Origin of the sequence: Lysinibacillus cavernae, assembly GCF_009724685.1 — a bacterium.
Lineage (GTDB): Bacteria > Bacillota > Bacilli > Bacillales_A > Planococcaceae > Lysinibacillus > Lysinibacillus cavernae.
Genome location: NZ_WMEF01000005.1, coordinates 105,229 through 121,128 on the forward strand (window position 1 = coordinate 105,229; position 15,900 = coordinate 121,128).

A 15,900-nucleotide genomic window follows, 5' to 3' on the forward strand; every position below is an offset into this window, starting at 1 on the left:
TCAAATACGCTGTTAGCATGACTATTCATCTTCAAAATCAGAACAAATTCTTGTGATTTCTTTATCTGCTAATTTAAAAAATACATCTTGAGAAACCTCTAGTTTGAGTGCATCTTCCTTATTGAGACCCGCATAAATGCCTCTCAAAATACGACCTGTCAAACCATGTGAGACAACAATCACCTTGGGCGTTTGGTGAATATCATTTATAAACGAGGTTAATCTGCTTACTACGGCTTCATAGGTTTCTCCACCTGGCGCACGGAAATACCAATTAAAAACATCCGTGTCTGTTAACAAATCTGGCCAAGTTTGCTGTATTTCCGACATGGTTAAGCCTGCCCATTGGCCAACTGCAACTTCTGTTAATCTATAATCTTGCTCTACATTGTTCACATCATAACCAATCGTTTCACAAAGTATGGCTGTGCTTTGCATGGCTCTTCCTAGTGGACTTGATACGATTTGCCAATCATTGGCATTGCCAATTAGTGTTTTCAGCATGCGTGCATTTTGTTGAACTTGCTCCCTACCACGCTCAGTTAGTGGTGAATCAAGCTGTCCTTGATATCTCCCTTGTGTATTAAAATTCGTCTCGCCATGACGAAGTAAGTAGATCGTTTGCCGCATATTTTTCCCCCTATCCCTCTCTTACATTGATCATGTTAGAGTATAATCGCCGTTAAAACAACAACATGAGATAGACGAAGCTCAAAAACAAACATAATGGGCTATATAATGTAGAATCGTTTTTTGCAAATTGAGAATGCTTGATGCTTTTAAAAAACCCTACATATTTAAAATCACCTATTGCTCGTACAAAAAATACAACAGCACAAACGATACTTCCTACTTTAGAAAAACTGGACGGCTGAAAATGGTCCATAAAACCTTCTTGGATTAGGATAATAATACTTGCCAGCAGCACAAGCACCGCTACACAAAGCGTTCCCCATTTCCTCGGCACGAAAACGGCTTGTTGTCCTCCCTCTTTGACAGGAAGGACTGCACCAGTTCCCCATCGGCCTCCAAAAGCCCAATAAACATGTATGATACTGATTATACATAAAAGGACAACTGCAACTATCGATAAAATATACATAATAGATACCCCCATCCCGCAAAACATACACTACCGTATGTTACGGTGATAAATATGGTCCCCAGAAGTTTGCTACAGCTTACTTCCTAGGGACACTTGTATTACTACAATAATAGCTTTACCATTTTTTCTAATTCAAAATGAGGATTAGCTTCAAATCGAGTCATCCAGCCTATATAGGTTAAATAAGCCAATCTCGCACGATCCATAGACTCCTCTATACCTACGCCATTTTTTTGGTAGAGCTTTGCAACACAGGCAATTCGCTGCTCTTCGATTTGAACAATTCGTGCAGCGATACGGGCATCATATTTAGCCCAAGCATAAATGCCAATTTCTATCTTTTTATCTTTGTGAAAGCTTAATAGCAAGAGCTGTTCTAAAGTGGCTTCCTCCTGCTCCATACTTTGAACAATGGCCTTTGTTGCATGTGTTTCCCAATAGTCAAACATGGCATCTAACAGCTGTTGATGGTCACGAAAATAATGATAAAAACTGCCTTTGCTAATTTTTAATGATCGAGCAAGTGCTTCTATGCGTACTTTATGTATGCCCGTTTCGGCTAATTGTTGTAGGCCAGCTCTTATCCAATCATCTTTCGTTACTTGCATGATCATCCTCCAAGATACGCTAGCGTATGTTTTGTCTTATATTACCACTTCATTTACTTCCCATCAACTCTTATCTTTTTTATGATGAACATTAATATTATTATTGATTGTAAAATTAATCGTTATCACCCGGGGTAAAATACACGCACACACTAAAATAATGGCAATGAGCTTTTTCATTACTCTACTCCTTGTCTTAAAAAGTATTATCAAATAAATTTTCTGAAATGCCCTGTAAAATATCTTGTTCCTCAAACATCATCAGTTCATCTTTTGTAATCGTTGCCTGTTGAATCAGTCGGTTTGATTGAATGGTTACTAGTTTTTCAAACAAGTTTCGTATATAGCGACCATTTGAGAAATTAGGAATCGTTTCAATAGGCATTTTGTGTAGCTGTATCTTCATATGGAGAGCAAACGCTTCTCCAAATCGATAATCATTTGACTGACACAACATAGCAAAAATGGCATAGAGTTCATCGGTGCTAAAATTATCGAACTGTACAAAATGATTAAAGCGAGATTTGAAGCCTGGATTTGATTGCAAAAATTCTTCCATGAGCTCTGTGTACCCAGCTACTATGATCACTAAGTCATCGCGTAAATCCTCCATTGCCTTTAATAAACTATCAATCGCTTCTTTGCCAAATGCATCTTGTTTATCATTAATCAATGAATAGGCTTCATCAATAAAAAGCACACCACCCTTTGCTTTTTGGACGACTTCCTGAACCTTTAGCGCTGTTTGCCCGACATATCCTGCCACTAACCCTGCACGGTCTGTTTCTACAAAATGCCCGTTTGATAGCACGCCAAGATGCTTGTAGATTTGGCCAATAATTCTTGCAACTGTTGTTTTTCCTGTGCCTGGATTGCCCGAGAAAACAAGATGATAGGTAATAGGAAAGCTAGTTAAGCCATGATCCACACGCAAGCTTTGGATTTTAATAAAGTTAATTAAATTATGTAATTCTTTCTTTGCATTCGGAAGACCTACAAGGCTATCAAGCTGTTTTTGGAGTTTTGCAATCTCTTGTTCGCTTTCGGGTGTAATGCGTAATCGTTCATCGTCGATAAATTCCCCACTATAAATAATTTTGCCATCTTCATTAAAATAATCACCTCGTCCTTGTTTTTTACCATGAACAAGTTCTCCAATATAAGAAGGCTGTCCATTCTCATAATAAAGCGTCCCTTGACCTGTCATTGCATCCTCTTTAAATTGACCTTCCGCTTCAAGAATACCCTGCCTAGAATAGACTTTCCCTTTGCCATGCTTCATATCTTCAAAGAAATAGCCTTCATATTGGCATGTTGTTATACCACTTGCAAGTTCCTCAGGCTTTGGTAATTCTGAAGGATAATACAACCTACCTGCTCCCTGCATATGATGCCAAATAAAATCACCCTCATATTGTAAAAATCCATTCGGGTAATATTGCTTTCCTTTTCCTTTTTTCATGCCATGAACAAAATCACCTTCATACTGAGGTTGATTTAAATGAGGGTTTTGTGCACGCAGAGCTTGATAAGGAGCAATCACATCTTCTTCATAATATAAAATGCCATAGCCATCCATTAAATCATTGCGAAAATGTCCCTCGTAATGGATTTGACCGTCTTTATATAAAATACCACTGCCTTGTTTTTTATTTTGAATAAATTCACCCTGATAGATGAGATGTCCTTTTAAATACATAATGCCGTTTCCTTGCTTCATATGATTGACAAATTCACCTTCGAATAACAACTCTCCTTCTTGATCAAATAGGATGCCTTTGCCGTCATAAATATCGTGGCCAAAATCATTTTTTTTGACGCCACCTCGATACATGATCGTTCCATCTGGGTAAAATAGTTCTTTTTCTTCATGATTATGTGCCATTTGATTGCCTTCCTTTATCGTTTCAGTATATGCTCAATTATAGCGTGGAAAAGAATACATATGTGCGAATTTTTAGAATTTAAGGAGACGAGGATGAAAAAAAGATACAAATTATTTCTAGGCATTTTACTACCAATACTTATTCTGTATATTTCAACAATGCTGTTGACGCGAGACACTGATTTTACAACAGAGGTTACAGAACGTTTGGAAATAAAGGAGATTTACGAAATTGAAATTATTCGTTCATCAGATGAAAAAACCATTACTATTACTGAACCATCCAAAATGAATCAAATCATGAAACAATTGGACGATCAACCAATAAAAAAAGTATGGTTTGCTAAATCTGATTTTAAGGAAGCTTATTGGCTAACATTATCAATCAATGATGACAGAGAAATTGGCTTACGTTTAGATGATGACAAGCATTTATTCGTTTATTTATATGAAGAAAACTACATGAAAGATTACAAGCTTGCTCATGATTTCGACATGACATTTATCGATCAGCTTTTTCGGTAAAGTAAAAACCCGTGCACTAGGCACGGGTTTCTACATATAACGATAATTTTGTTGCATAGTCTGTATGGCTTCTATGATCTCTTCTCTCAACTCAATTGGCTCTAATACCTCAATTGTAGCCCCCTGGCTCAGTAACCAAGATTTGATACCCATCCCAAATACCTCTGCCTCAAAAAAGTATTCACTCTCTTTTTGTGCTAGTAATTTAGCTGTAGGTAAACGTTCTAGAACTGTTTGAGGAGACTTGCCTTTGTAGAAGAATCGTATATGTATGAGTTCTCCAGTATGCATAAACTGCATGCGCTTGCGAAACTCTTCTTCTTGAAATTGTTCTGTATACGGGATTTGAAATCTTTTATCCAATTCACGAAAGTGTCGGATACGATCTATTCTATATACAATTGGACTGTCTTGTTCCTCTGTAATTAAGTAAAAATGGGATTCCGAATACATAACAGCGATAGGCTTTAAGATCTTCTCAGTCGGTGTATCTTCACCCTCATATACATAATCAATTGTAATGACCTTTTTCTTTTGGATTGCCTTTGAAATACGCCAAATTAAAGGCAATAATGATTTTTTATGATGTACATCTATGTATAAATGTTTTTCATTTAACATCATATGTTCTTGTTCATCTGCTACCACTATGGAAATGAGTTTATCGATAATATCACTCATCTCTGATTTTATAAGGGCTCTTGAATCGATAAGTATTTTAACAATCGCTAGTACTTGTTCTTTGGACAAACGATTGTTATTCGTTTCCATCAATTTGTACACCTTTTCCGTACGCACATATTGCAAATAACAATCCAATTTAGCTTTTTCAATATACACTCGAATTTGATTGATATCCCGTTGTATGGTTTTTTCACCAACTTGATGTGTCAATGCTTCCTGCTTCTTGTTGATTCCTTGGCCATCCATCAATCGATCAAACATCGACAGAACACGATAACCTTTACTTTGTTGTGAATCTACCATATATCCCACTCTTTCTTCTATCGTGTCCAACTGAATATAAACTAGACATGATTAGCCATTACTACTATAAAATTTCTATTATATTGGTATAATTGGTACTATACGCATCCTACAATAAAACACCATTCAAGAAACGAAATAGACTGTATTCCTGACATAATTAACTAAAATTTTACATTAAATTAAATCAAAGCGTTATGGTTATGTGACTCTCTAGCCAATAAAAAAGGACTTCAATCAATGGATTAAAGTCCTTTCACTTACTTATTTAAATCTTACAGCTGTCCCATATACTAATACTTCTGACGTGCCATCCATTACAGATGAAGTCGCATAACGTACTCCTACAATCGCATCTGCCCCTAATTGTTGGGCTTCATCTACCATTGCCTCTGTAGCGATTTCGCGGGAGCGCACGAGCATTTCCGCATACTCCTTCATCTCTCCACCAACAATATTACGAAGTCCAGCTATCATATCGCGACCAATATTTCTTGATTGAACTGAATTCCCTTTCACTAAACCTAAAGTTTCTGTAATATTTTTACCTGCTACAACGTCTGATGTAGCTAATAACATTATTATGCCTCCTCTTTTTTCAATCTTTGTACAGCTTCCACTGCCTCTTCAATGGAAGATGTTATGACTCCATTACGTTTAATTAAACCAATAACAAATAAATTACGGTAAACAAATTGATTCTCCAGCCCGTCTCGAATTAGGGCCTCAATTTTTTGCATATTGTCTCGACCTTGCTGACGAACATCTGTCAGTACACCAACAATTGGACGATTTAGCATAGCAAACGCTCCAATTTCAGCGGCTACACCAGAATCAATTTCAACTCCATCTAATACAGCAATCAATACATCGCTTCCTTGCAGCATCTCTAAATCTGCTTGGGCGATCGCTAAACTATCTGCATAGGCCGATTTATCGTTGATGGCATCGTTCTCCTGTGGCACATATAATGCTATGCCTGGCACTGCCTCGCGAATAGCTATTGCCAGTTGTTCATTGACTAAACGATCTCCTAAAGAAAATAACCCATTTGCTAAATATGCTTTCATGTTCAGAACTCCTTATTCTACTGGTTTTTCAAAAATAATTTTATGCCTTCCTTTATCATCAACAAATGTTGACACGATATCAAAACCATGTTTGAGATTTGTGATAAGCATGGCTTTGCGTGCATTTCTACCATATGTACGAACGTTGTGAAAACCTAAAGTCTTGATATGTTCATGCTGTTGTTTCATTAATTGACTAGCAATCCCTTGACCTCGTTTCGTCTCATGGACGCCACCCAACCAACTATAAAAAACACCATCTGGATGTGGATAGCCTAGTTTAAAGCCAATTAATTTTTCACTTTCAATTGCCAAAATACAAAGAAGGCCCTCTTTCGTTTCTAGCTTTTCGAGCGGCAAATTCGCACCGTTAAAGACGTGAGCATGGATTTCCTGTAATTGCTCAAGCCATGCATAGGGTATGCCTTCAATCGTCACAATATGCATGTTCATCACCTCTATCTATATGTCATTATAGCAGTTCTAAAGCCTGAATAAAACGTCGGGCATCTGCTCCGAAAGCAATCGTTGTCGTTGCGTGACAACAACTATTTTAACCATTTTTATCCTGTACTATTTTCTTCACCCGTCAAATTCAGTATACTTGACCAAAATAAGAAACAATAACTAGGAGGAATTTCATTTGGCACCATTTTCTAGTTGGCTAACGAATTCACTACGACCTTATTTCGGCCTACATATGTTAGAAGAACATTGGGACACGCTTCAAATTCGAGAGGATTATTTTATTTGTCTAGAAGGTGATCTCATTAAAAAAAGAATATTTGTCAATGAGCATAGCTACCAAGAAACTGACGTGGACATTTTAACGCGTAATCGTGAAATCATCGTTCCTCAAACCGCCCGTGGCAAAGAAAAGAAATTAAATTACACAAACATCTCCTCAGTGAAAGCAACAGGTGTTGTCTTTTCTGCTGGGCTAGGCAATGAACACCATCCATCTAGCAACATTACCATTCGTAATACGAAAACCTATTACCAGCTCCCTCTATCAGGTTTTGAGCATCTTACGACCAAATCGGCTATCATTAATTGGCTAGAACAATTTCCATCCAAGCTACCTTCAGACTACTCAAATAAGCTAGAAAAGCTGACAAGGATGAAAAGTCTACGTTATAAGGCGGTGCCAGGCGATATTTTTCGTGTAGAAATCGATTTACATGTAGATGGCTATGTTCTTGTCATTGGGGATTTACGTCAAATGCAGAAGGACCATTTATTTGCCGAAGATAGTATTTGGCATAACGTGATGACGATGCCTTTGTTTGTCCGTCCCTATTTGTTGACAACGATAGAGCGTTCTCCTTCTCTTGAGAAAATCATAGCCGCTCCATTGTCTGCACAAACGCATATTGTCATGGACGACCATTTTATGCGCGGGTGCTATGAAAAAGTTGGGCATAAAACGTTAACGGAATCCGATATTTTATTTCCGATGGGATATGGGCAGACCCTAAACTATGGTAAGGAACCTCGATATCGTCTTTCATGGGGGCCGGGTACTATTAGCAAAGCTGCGTCTATGATCACATTTCAAACAGCCAGTCGTTTCACAAACCATGGTGTTTACGCAGGCGTTGCGAGTGATTGGTTGAAGCCAGAGGAAGGATATGTATCGAAATCACTGGACCATCCACACTTTCACAAAGAACGTCAGCAGGCGCTAGCTGAATTCGGTTTGCCAGACGATATCACTTATGATGAGTTTAATCGTCAAACTAGTGGATTGACACGCAAAGAATATATCCATTACATCAATAAAACTTATAATCGTTCACTCAAAAAGTAGCAACTAGGAGTATTTCCATCATACTCCTTTTCATTTTGCTAATGGTTGATTTCATCCAATAATTATTTATAATAAAAAGATATCATCATCCCACTCCATCACTAGAGGTGCATTTTTTATGTTTTTTGGCATTATTCCACTTATTCTTTTCATCTTTTTTCTCATTTCTTATTTGAAAGATCCAAGAAAGATGATTAACGGACTATTATTTAATCTGTTTGTTTGTTCATTTCTATTATTCTGTTTCATCGCATCTTTCACATCTGACCAATACTTTTTAAGGCTTATTGTCATTATTCCACTGATTGCTCTATTCCTCATGATTCCCTTTGGCATTATTGCTTTAATGTTTGGTTTATTTTTAAATGCAAGAGTATTAATGAAGCGCGAGGGTAAACGTTTGGCCAATTCTTTAACGCTACTTGTGGCTATTGGCATTTTACTCTTTATTCTATTACCAATTATTAATCCGGCTAGTTTATTTTCAAGCCACCTTCAACCGATTTTTGGTGGGATCTCACTTATTACGTTTTATTTCTTTATCCATTTATCCAATTTTTTATCGGCCTATTTTCTCTATCAATTCAATCGCCCAAAATTGAATCAAGATTTTATTATCGTACTAGGTAGTGGGTTAATTAACGATAAGGTGCCGCCACTTTTAGCTAGCAGAATTCAGAAAGCGATGGATTTCTATTATAAGCAAGCAGCCGTTACCACACCACCGACCATTATCTTCTCTGGTGGACAAGGCTCTGATGAGAATCTACCAGAAGCAGAAGCGATGCAAAGATATGCAATTGAAAACGGCATTCCAATCGAGCATACATTGCAAGAGAACCAATCAGTCAATACGTATCAAAATATGTTATTTTCTAAGCAACTTATGGATGCTCTGAATCAAGACGGGGTATATAACAGTATTTTTACTACAAATAATTTCCACCTTTTTCGTGCGGGTATTTATGCAAGACTTGCGGGCTTGAATAGCCAGGGCATTGGATCGAAGACGGCCTTTTATTACTGGCCAAATGCGATGATTCGTGAATATGTTGCGATTGTTGTGATGGAACGAAAACGACATATGAAGTTGATTGGGCCTATTCTTGCTATCTCCATTTTTTTATCTGCCATTAGTTATTTCATCGTATAACTTGTTATTGAATCGTGGTACTTTTATAAAAAGTATCACGATTCCTTTTTGTGATTTCACACCACGTACTTCTTCATTTGGCGGGGATAGTGTTCCCCTTGTAATACTTTATAAAATGGTCTGGATGGATCAAAAAAGTTCCTAGTACTATACGTACTAAGAACTTCCCAAGTAACTTACCTCATGAAGGAAATAGTGATCCTTTTCCTCGTCTGACTTTTCAATCGGTTCGATGATTAAGACCATTAAATTTCTTGTTCCAATCTTTGAATAAGGCAGGTTAGGTTAGTTTGCCATTCATCCCACTTGTTAGACTCCTGCCATAATTCTACAATCTCTCTACTTCCATGCTGATCAGGAATCTCGTCTCTAATGTCTTTTAAATATCTTAAAATAAATGTCAATGAGCCTTCATCTATTGTTATTTGAATAAGTGCAGCACTACTTTCATTACCACAAAATGTACCTGTATCAAGATATTCGATAGATAGTTCTGCTAGCGCCATGGCACTGACATCATAGAAATAATCGATATCATCAAAGGTTTCCCCAAAAAAGCCTTTATTTTTCATAGCTTGTACAATGTTAGATAATGTTATATGATTCGAATTTGTTTGTTTTTCGATATAATCTCGTAAAAAGCCAACCACATCTAACCCTTCATCACTTTCCAACGCTTTGTATCCCCATGCCCCCATTTCACTGCCTCTCTCCCTTTAATTATTCAATCTAATAAGTACAGTTCAAATTGTTGTGCTAATGTAGCGGCAAGCTCTTCCCCCAGCAGCTTTTGCTCTGACTCAATAACTCCTTGTAAAGCGGAGGTAATGATCAACACATCAAGCTCCTTAAGTAGTCAAAAGCGGTTTCTTTTCCAACAGGTACTACAGGTAGGAGCCGAAGTAGAACTCCATCATTTCTTGTGAATAGCCGTCTTGTCCTCTCCAAGTAGCCATTGACATAAAATCCGTTCCTCGTCCGCGTTCCTTGCGAAAATCATCCTTCGATACTAGTAAACCCGCATAGCCCCATATTTCCATGACGACATCCCGTTCATGTTGATTGGACTTAAAAACATCCTTCCAATGTTTCTCAAGCTGTCTAGCTGCATCTGTGTCTTTACAGGAATTTATTGCCTCAATCAGTTGTTTTAAAATAGCTACATCTTCCTCACATACTGTGAAAGCCTCTTGTTCTTTCACTAAACATTCTAAATCAAGTAAACAATACAACAGCCAATTTAGACGAATGCCTCCCCACTTGATTCGTTCAAAATTAAGTACATTTAAATCTTCATTTAGATAGTCTTCATTAGACATGATTTTATGCTCATTACAGTAGCCACAAGCACTATAGGATACTAACTCTACAGGACGCTCATGATACGTATGGGTTGGTAGATTAGATGTAAGAGCCCAGCTTGATAAAGCACTGCGTAAATGAACTTTACGCGTCGAGAAACTATGCAAAAATGCCTGTACTACAAGCTCCTTTGTTAAGACTTCCTCATGGAGCTGTCGCAATCTTTGTACACATTCATCATGTGAAATCGTTAATCGATCAAACATCAACCCTTTACTTTTTGCATACTGAAAATCTTCTTCTGTATAGGTATATCCCCCTGATCTCCATCTACCTGATTGCCAGTAGGTTTGCATTAAAATTTTCTTTGCTTTCTGATCCATTGAACAATCCTCACCATCTCTCTATACCTAGTTCTAATTTTACCTTTAGTTGATCCGCCATCTCTCTCCATGGACGTTTCCAACATGAATTCTCTATTTCTTCCTCTGTTTGTGCTAGCCAATAATCGCCTTCCATCAGTTCAAACATATCCATGAATGTAATAGGTGCACAAACTGGATTGGTTAGCGCTGCGAGCATAGGTTCTGGGCCATCATCCCAATTATAGTCATTGACAATAGCATGCAAAATGACATCGGACGACACCTTGCTGATTTGAAGGCACATCGTATTTAGAGATTCCTCATATAGAATAGACTCCACTTGTTGCTGTTCTGCTGCATTCAAGGTCAATCGGATAGCACCAGGCGTATCCAGCAATAAATCCGCGATCCCTTTATCCGCTCGTGCTGCATACCAAGCTGTAGTGGCAAGTCCTTCTGGAGCCTGTAAAGTAGCGCCACTCGCTATTAATAATGAAATAACCTCTTTCTGCTTAAATTTCACGGCTTTTTTGAGCGCAGTATCACCCAGCTTATCTCGTACTTCCAGGTCAACATTTTGTACAAGAAGAAGTTTAATCCCTTCAAGCGGCATTCGATTTGTAATAAATAGCATCAATGGTGTTCTTCCTCGCTCATCCCGTTCATTTACATCAAGGTTGACCACAGCCTCCCTTACGCTTTCGAGATCTTTGGATTTACTCACTTCTGTCCATACCAACTCGCTCGCCTCCTTTGATTACTTCATCCATTGCAGTAATTTTTCTAGCTCATTCTTAATTGGTGGTGCTTCTTGCTTCATATGCTGTGCCAGCTTCTTTTGACTGCCAAATAGTCGATACAATACAAATTCACGCTGATAGTCTTCTTTATTTTTCAGCTCTTGCACAAGTGCCGTTAGGAGATTTGGTTCCATTATTTCAATACCCTTCAGCGGCTTAGCCGATTCATTAGCGCCAAGTAGAATTGCTACAAATACTGGCATCAGCCCCTCTGATAGGCCATGAGCTTCAACAAAAACTTCCGCATAAATGTCCTGTACAGACTGATGCTCTGTATCAACGAGTGTCATATAGTTTTGGACGAGTGAGAAATAGGCATTACTATAAAGCCCTAATCCGAAAACCGCATAGGTTCCAGGCATTGCTGATTTTTCACTTGGCTCAACATCCTGATACCACGCAAATTCCTCCATAGCTACTTGTACATAATCTGCTAACAATGGAAAAAGATTAGGATATGCTAGGCAGTTCGCAAAAAACTGATGCAATTTTGATTTTGCTAACTTTTTAATAGGGAGATAATTTTTCACTCTACTTTTCAAGGTCAGTTGATAACCTTTCGGAAAGCCTTCTTGTAGCAGTTCAATGATGTAATGAAGTGCTTCACGATAAGCCGCTTCCTCTTCTGACATCACTCGTAGATCTATCGTTTGCAAAATATCATTTGCATGTCCTTGGAAAACATCACTCTCCCGAATGCTTTCAAAAGAGCCGCTGCCTGTTTGTAAATAATCAGCTGCCCGCTGAGAGCCAAGCTTCTTAGCAAGTTCAAGATACTGCAAACGAGTAGCAGGCTCTTTCTTGCCAATTTTTAGCGCAACATAAAGAAAGAAATTTAGTTTTTCCTGTTCCAGTTGTTGTACTGCGTTCTCGGTTTTGGGCACCCACTCTTTGATGTAATCCCCTGTTTGTTCAAAATAATGCGTTAAAAATTGCTCCTCAGCCCAATGCTTAAACGCAATTGTATAATGATATATCCATTGGTCTAAGCGCTCTTTATTGGCACGATGCTTTTCTTGTAGACGATGAATAAATGGTTCGATTTCCTCTGCTGTTTGGTGAAAAAAGTGCGGATTCACCAAATGCCGCGCAAAGAAAAATTCATCATTGTCACTTGGCCTTACAGGCAGCTCATCCATCACCTTTGATTGGATAAATGTTGCCAGCTCTTGTTTTATTAATGCCAACTTACGTTCATGGAGCAGCTCCACTTGATAACATAACATCGTCTGATCGTACTCAAATTCAAGGACTACCTGAAAGTGATAATCAAAAAAGCGAGGACCGTATTGCTCAGATTGAAACATGCGCTCTATTTTGGTACATAAAGCCGAAAAAAGCTCCTCAATATGATTCAATTCTGTCATTTCCTGTATGTATGGACCTGCCTCTATCTTATAAGCACTATCACTCCAACTAAATGGCTCAGAGACGTCGAGTGAGATTGTGCCGTAATGATTTCTCCCTTTTTTCCATGTGACTTTTAAATAGTTAAAAACACCTGCTTGAAGTCGACTCTGGCCTTTCAAGGCACTTATTCGTTTACTTTCTTGTTGATAAACGCTCGTGATTTGTTCCCACACATCTGCTAGAAAATGTTCTACACACTGTTTCAAAATGTACATCCTTCCTTTCATGCTTAGTGAAAAATCTCCCGCTAAAAGCCTTAGCGAGAGATCAACCTTATCCGATTGTTTTCTCAACCGCTCCTTCTTGATTTTTAATATGCGTTTTCAAAATTTGAAAGCTAACACCAGCTAAAGAAGATAATTCAAATTGACTTTCTTGTGGCACTAGCTTTTGACACAGCTCTTCAACTGCCGCTTTGTTCAATGTAATCGTCATTTCCTGTTCATTCTCACGATAGCCTACTTGTTGATCTGCTTTAAAAATAATCGTTATTTGTTGACCCACTAAGCTAAGATTCTTGCCTTTTAAAATGCGTCCGCGTAGTAATTTGCTAATGACATCTGCCTGCTTGGCCCCAAGTTGAACGGTATTGGATTGTTTATTAAACCAACCCTTTTTTTCCACTTGCCAAGCTAATTGGTCTACGAAAAGAAAGCCCGTATTTGAGCCGTCCTCCTCCATTCCTCGCTCAACTTCCTCTGTAATTTCAGGATGTTGTAGCAGAGAAGTTCGTGTCAAATCAGTGATAAAACTTGGTATTTGCTCGATACCTGCCTCTAGTACTCCCAGTGTATTCCACGTCTGCATCGCTTCTAGCTCATCCTCTGTAATACCAACCATTTGGATAAACTCCAGCTTGCCATTTGGCGTATTTATTTCACTAAGCTCTGGATCATTTGTGAAGGCTAGTGCGGTTAATTGCGTATCTGCATCAAGACAAATGGGACCATTTGCATCCAAATAATCGCCAGCTCTAAAAACATTGCCACTATTGAAAACATATCTGCCCATATTTTGTAGTAAATTTAAGGCCCAAGCAGGTGGCTCTTCCTCGTCCTCATTGCGTACCAAACGGAATGTCAATTCAAATCCATACCCGCTGTATTCCTCATTTTCAAATTCTTTTTCATATAATTCAGAGAACCCATATGTAACAAAATGCCAGTGAGGAATAGGTGTTTCACTTTTATAGGCACTTATCCCATCCAAAGGATCTTGTCCCCCTAATGAATAAGGAATCATGGTTCCGTAATGCTTTGGTTCCTGTTCACCATACAATTGGGATAATTCTTGGTCAATCGCATCCCAACCAACCGTTGCTACTTCTTCACTCATTACACATCCTCCTTACTGTTGACTCAATTGTTGAACATATTAACCTAGTATTTATGATACCAATTTTATGGTAGCACTTTTAACAGGAATAGGACTCATTTTCTTTTTTTCCATAACTAGGTTTATTTTCATTCTTCATGAGGTAAATATTACTAACAAAAAACTCAGGAAATCTTCTATTTAGCATGAAACAAAGCTAGAAGATTTGCCTGAGTGACATAATATTTTGACATTTAAACGTATTGAATAACAAGGCATTCAATTGGAGCTATTTCTTCGTTAACCATACAGCATAGCTGGCTCACGTACGTCATGTAAATAGTCTGCCAATTTCCCTGCAAATACTTTCTCTAAATAAGGTAGTTGCGCTAGGCAGTGAGGCGTCATTAATGCTGGATTTTGATATATTTTTAAACCTCCCACTTGTAATAGCGTCGCTACAAATTGGGAACAAAAATATGCACGCTCTCTTCTCACTTCCTTTTGCATCACCACACCAAAAAGACCGATAAAGTTATATTTATAGCGATCACGATTCCAATACATATAACGAATAATTTTCATCATGTCTAAATATTGATAATGGGAAATTCTACAACGATAAATGACACAATCCGCTGACTCAAATAGCCCTCTTTCCGCATCCTCTCGTAAAAAGCCTCCACTTAATGGATTGTTTAATTGCCTTCGACCAAAGCTATACATCTCAAATAGCCTCTCATCAAAGGCTATGGATGCATGATTCATTTCTTTGCCCGTGTACATACCAATCGCTTTCGATAATAGTGTCCCTGTTTTGGTTAATACTATGTAAATCGTATGTGCCATATCTTCACCTACTCCAATATTCTCTCTCCTACTACCAATACGTTTTAAATCTTCAAATGGTTTCGTGAATTTCCTTTTTTTATAAGTATACACGGCGAATCTTAAATATTTCCTAGTAGAACCTGAAGATTTTCTTAAGATTTAGCATATAGAGGTGTATTTAGACTTTAATCCTTACATAAAATTCATCGTTTCTATCATTATAATTTTTTACTACCTTTATTTATATGAATTTAATTGTATTCTTATGTGGGGTACAATAAAAATCTGGACAGGATCATTAGAAAATGATAAAAAATAAAATCACTTCTTTGTTTATAGTAGTGATTCAGACTGTCGACAAACTCAAAAGATTTGAGAGTTTGTCGACAGTCTTTTTTTTTTACAATGAAATAAAATAAAGCCGTTGATTTCCACTACGGGTGGACGCTTTCTGCGGGAGGGGTCGAGGTGATAAACCATGATGACGAAGAATCAAATCAATGAACGTGAACAATTAGAAATGTTAACGATGGATTAATTGGTACCTGAAGATCATTTAGTACGAAAACTAGCGTCCATGCAGGCAATGCTTACTTTTGCTGCCATGAATTTTAAGAAACTGGCTACTTAGACGTGGCAAACAGCTTAAAAGATTTCTTATGCTTGAAGAGTGTGTTTAATTTGGTAGAAAATCACCATTTTCAAACATATTGAAAGAAGAAAAAAAGACAAAAG

At 37.8% G+C, this 15,900-nt stretch carries 17 protein-coding genes; 3 read left to right on the top strand and 14 right to left on the bottom strand.

Translation table 11 applies throughout. The annotated features are described in order from the left end of the window. Positions 1–21: 21 nt before the first annotated feature. The 4 genes from GJU32_RS12495 to GJU32_RS12510 form a co-directional block, all read right to left on the bottom strand. Positions 22–630, bottom strand: a complete 609-nt coding sequence (locus tag GJU32_RS12495) for a histidine phosphatase family protein (RefSeq protein ID WP_155592283.1) — start codon at positions 628–630, stop codon at positions 22–24. A gap of 52 nt (positions 631–682) precedes the next feature. Next, complete coding sequence (locus GJU32_RS12500) at positions 683–1,102, bottom strand: DUF3995 domain-containing protein (protein ID WP_155592284.1); 420 nt, start codon at positions 1,100–1,102, stop codon at positions 683–685. Positions 1,103–1,206: 104 nt separating this feature from the next. Further along, on the bottom strand, positions 1,207–1,713 hold the full coding sequence (locus tag GJU32_RS12505; RefSeq protein ID WP_155592285.1) for a TetR/AcrR family transcriptional regulator: 507 nt from the start codon (positions 1,711–1,713) through the stop codon (positions 1,207–1,209). A 196-nt stretch (positions 1,714–1,909) separates the two neighbouring features. Beyond that, positions 1,910–3,598 carry an AAA family ATPase gene (locus tag GJU32_RS12510; RefSeq protein ID WP_155592286.1) on the bottom strand — a complete coding sequence of 563 codons (1,689 nt, stop codon included), beginning with the start codon at positions 3,596–3,598 and terminating at the stop codon, positions 1,910–1,912. Between the two features lie 93 nt (positions 3,599–3,691). Here GJU32_RS12510 and GJU32_RS12515 point away from each other — a divergent pair, with 93 nt between their 5' ends. Continuing rightward, the gene (locus GJU32_RS12515) at positions 3,692–4,123 is read left to right on the top strand and encodes a hypothetical protein (RefSeq protein WP_155592287.1); all 432 of its coding nucleotides are present in this window, start codon (positions 3,692–3,694) and stop codon (positions 4,121–4,123) included. Between the two features lie 30 nt (positions 4,124–4,153). On the opposite strand, the gene GJU32_RS12520 is transcribed toward GJU32_RS12515, so the two are convergent. From GJU32_RS12520 to GJU32_RS23390, 4 genes are all read right to left on the bottom strand, one after another. Next, positions 4,154–5,110 carry a helix-turn-helix transcriptional regulator gene (locus tag GJU32_RS12520; protein WP_155592288.1) on the bottom strand — a complete coding sequence of 319 codons (957 nt, stop codon included), beginning with the start codon at positions 5,108–5,110 and terminating at the stop codon, positions 4,154–4,156. Positions 5,111–5,374: 264 nt separating this feature from the next. After that, positions 5,375–5,689, bottom strand: coding sequence for a YbjQ family protein (locus tag GJU32_RS12525; protein ID WP_155592289.1), 315 nt, complete (start codon positions 5,687–5,689; stop codon positions 5,375–5,377). A gap of 2 nt (positions 5,690–5,691) precedes the next feature. Further along, positions 5,692–6,180, bottom strand: coding sequence for a nucleoside 2-deoxyribosyltransferase (locus GJU32_RS23385; protein ID WP_230875034.1), 489 nt, complete (start codon positions 6,178–6,180; stop codon positions 5,692–5,694). A 12-nt stretch (positions 6,181–6,192) separates the two neighbouring features. After that, positions 6,193–6,627, bottom strand: coding sequence for a GNAT family N-acetyltransferase (locus tag GJU32_RS23390; protein ID WP_230875035.1), 435 nt, complete (start codon positions 6,625–6,627; stop codon positions 6,193–6,195). 196 nt (positions 6,628–6,823) lie between these two features. Between GJU32_RS23390 and GJU32_RS12535 the strand changes: the two genes are divergently transcribed. After that, positions 6,824–7,990, top strand: a complete 1,167-nt coding sequence (locus GJU32_RS12535) for an immunity 26/phosphotriesterase HocA family protein (protein ID WP_155592290.1) — start codon at positions 6,824–6,826, stop codon at positions 7,988–7,990. A 118-nt stretch (positions 7,991–8,108) separates the two neighbouring features. Continuing rightward, a complete protein-coding gene (locus tag GJU32_RS12540) occupies positions 8,109–9,143 on the top strand; it encodes a YdcF family protein (RefSeq protein ID WP_155592291.1) in 1,035 nt (344 codons plus the stop codon). Positions 9,144–9,388: 245 nt separating this feature from the next. On the opposite strand, the gene GJU32_RS12545 is transcribed toward GJU32_RS12540, so the two are convergent. From GJU32_RS12545 to GJU32_RS12570, 6 genes are all read right to left on the bottom strand, one after another. Beyond that, positions 9,389–9,841, bottom strand: coding sequence for a DUF4259 domain-containing protein (locus GJU32_RS12545; RefSeq protein WP_155592292.1), 453 nt, complete (start codon positions 9,839–9,841; stop codon positions 9,389–9,391). A gap of 186 nt (positions 9,842–10,027) precedes the next feature. After that, on the bottom strand, positions 10,028–10,828 hold the full coding sequence (locus GJU32_RS12550; RefSeq protein WP_155592293.1) for a hypothetical protein: 801 nt from the start codon (positions 10,826–10,828) through the stop codon (positions 10,028–10,030). Positions 10,829–10,838: 10 nt separating this feature from the next. Then, entirely contained in the window at positions 10,839–11,549 is a 711-nt protein-coding gene (locus tag GJU32_RS12555) for a DUF4274 domain-containing protein (protein ID WP_155592294.1), read from the bottom strand. 18 nt (positions 11,550–11,567) lie between these two features. Next, the gene (locus GJU32_RS12560; protein WP_155592295.1) at positions 11,568–13,226 is read right to left on the bottom strand and encodes a DUF6138 family protein; all 1,659 of its coding nucleotides are present in this window, start codon (positions 13,224–13,226) and stop codon (positions 11,568–11,570) included. Positions 13,227–13,293: 67 nt separating this feature from the next. After that, on the bottom strand, positions 13,294–14,355 hold the full coding sequence (locus GJU32_RS12565) for a suppressor of fused domain protein (protein WP_155592296.1): 1,062 nt from the start codon (positions 14,353–14,355) through the stop codon (positions 13,294–13,296). A gap of 279 nt (positions 14,356–14,634) precedes the next feature. Then, on the bottom strand, positions 14,635–15,183 hold the full coding sequence (locus GJU32_RS12570; RefSeq protein ID WP_155592297.1) for a hypothetical protein: 549 nt from the start codon (positions 15,181–15,183) through the stop codon (positions 14,635–14,637). Positions 15,184–15,900 lie beyond the last annotated feature (717 nt).

What these genes read in the sequence shown, in the direction of transcription:
- GJU32_RS12570 (WP_155592297.1), bottom strand. Translation starts at nt 15,183, where the DNA reads ATGGCACATACGATTTACATAGTATTAACCAAAACAGGGACACTATTA.
- GJU32_RS12565 (WP_155592296.1), bottom strand. Translation starts at nt 14,355, where the DNA reads ATGAGTGAAGAAGTAGCAACGGTTGGTTGGGATGCGATTGACCAAGAA.
- GJU32_RS12495 (WP_155592283.1), bottom strand. Translation starts at nt 630, where the DNA reads ATGCGGCAAACGATCTACTTACTTCGTCATGGCGAGACGAATTTTAAT.
- GJU32_RS12525 (WP_155592289.1), bottom strand. Translation starts at nt 5,689, where the DNA reads ATGTTATTAGCTACATCAGACGTTGTAGCAGGTAAAAATATTACAGAA.
- GJU32_RS12540 (WP_155592291.1), top strand. Translation starts at nt 8,109, where the DNA reads ATGTTTTTTGGCATTATTCCACTTATTCTTTTCATCTTTTTTCTCATT.
- GJU32_RS12510 (WP_155592286.1), bottom strand. Translation starts at nt 3,598, where the DNA reads ATGGCACATAATCATGAAGAAAAAGAACTATTTTACCCAGATGGAACG.
- GJU32_RS12505 (WP_155592285.1), bottom strand. Translation starts at nt 1,713, where the DNA reads ATGCAAGTAACGAAAGATGATTGGATAAGAGCTGGCCTACAACAATTA.
- GJU32_RS23385 (WP_230875034.1), bottom strand. Translation starts at nt 6,180, where the DNA reads ATGAAAGCATATTTAGCAAATGGGTTATTTTCTTTAGGAGATCGTTTA.
- GJU32_RS23390 (WP_230875035.1), bottom strand. Translation starts at nt 6,627, where the DNA reads ATGCATATTGTGACGATTGAAGGCATACCCTATGCATGGCTTGAGCAA.
- GJU32_RS12545 (WP_155592292.1), bottom strand. Translation starts at nt 9,841, where the DNA reads ATGGGGGCATGGGGATACAAAGCGTTGGAAAGTGATGAAGGGTTAGAT.
- GJU32_RS12520 (WP_155592288.1), bottom strand. Translation starts at nt 5,110, where the DNA reads ATGGTAGATTCACAACAAAGTAAAGGTTATCGTGTTCTGTCGATGTTT.
- GJU32_RS12515 (WP_155592287.1), top strand. Translation starts at nt 3,692, where the DNA reads ATGAAAAAAAGATACAAATTATTTCTAGGCATTTTACTACCAATACTT.
- GJU32_RS12550 (WP_155592293.1), bottom strand. Translation starts at nt 10,828, where the DNA reads ATGGATCAGAAAGCAAAGAAAATTTTAATGCAAACCTACTGGCAATCA.
- GJU32_RS12500 (WP_155592284.1), bottom strand. Translation starts at nt 1,102, where the DNA reads ATGTATATTTTATCGATAGTTGCAGTTGTCCTTTTATGTATAATCAGT.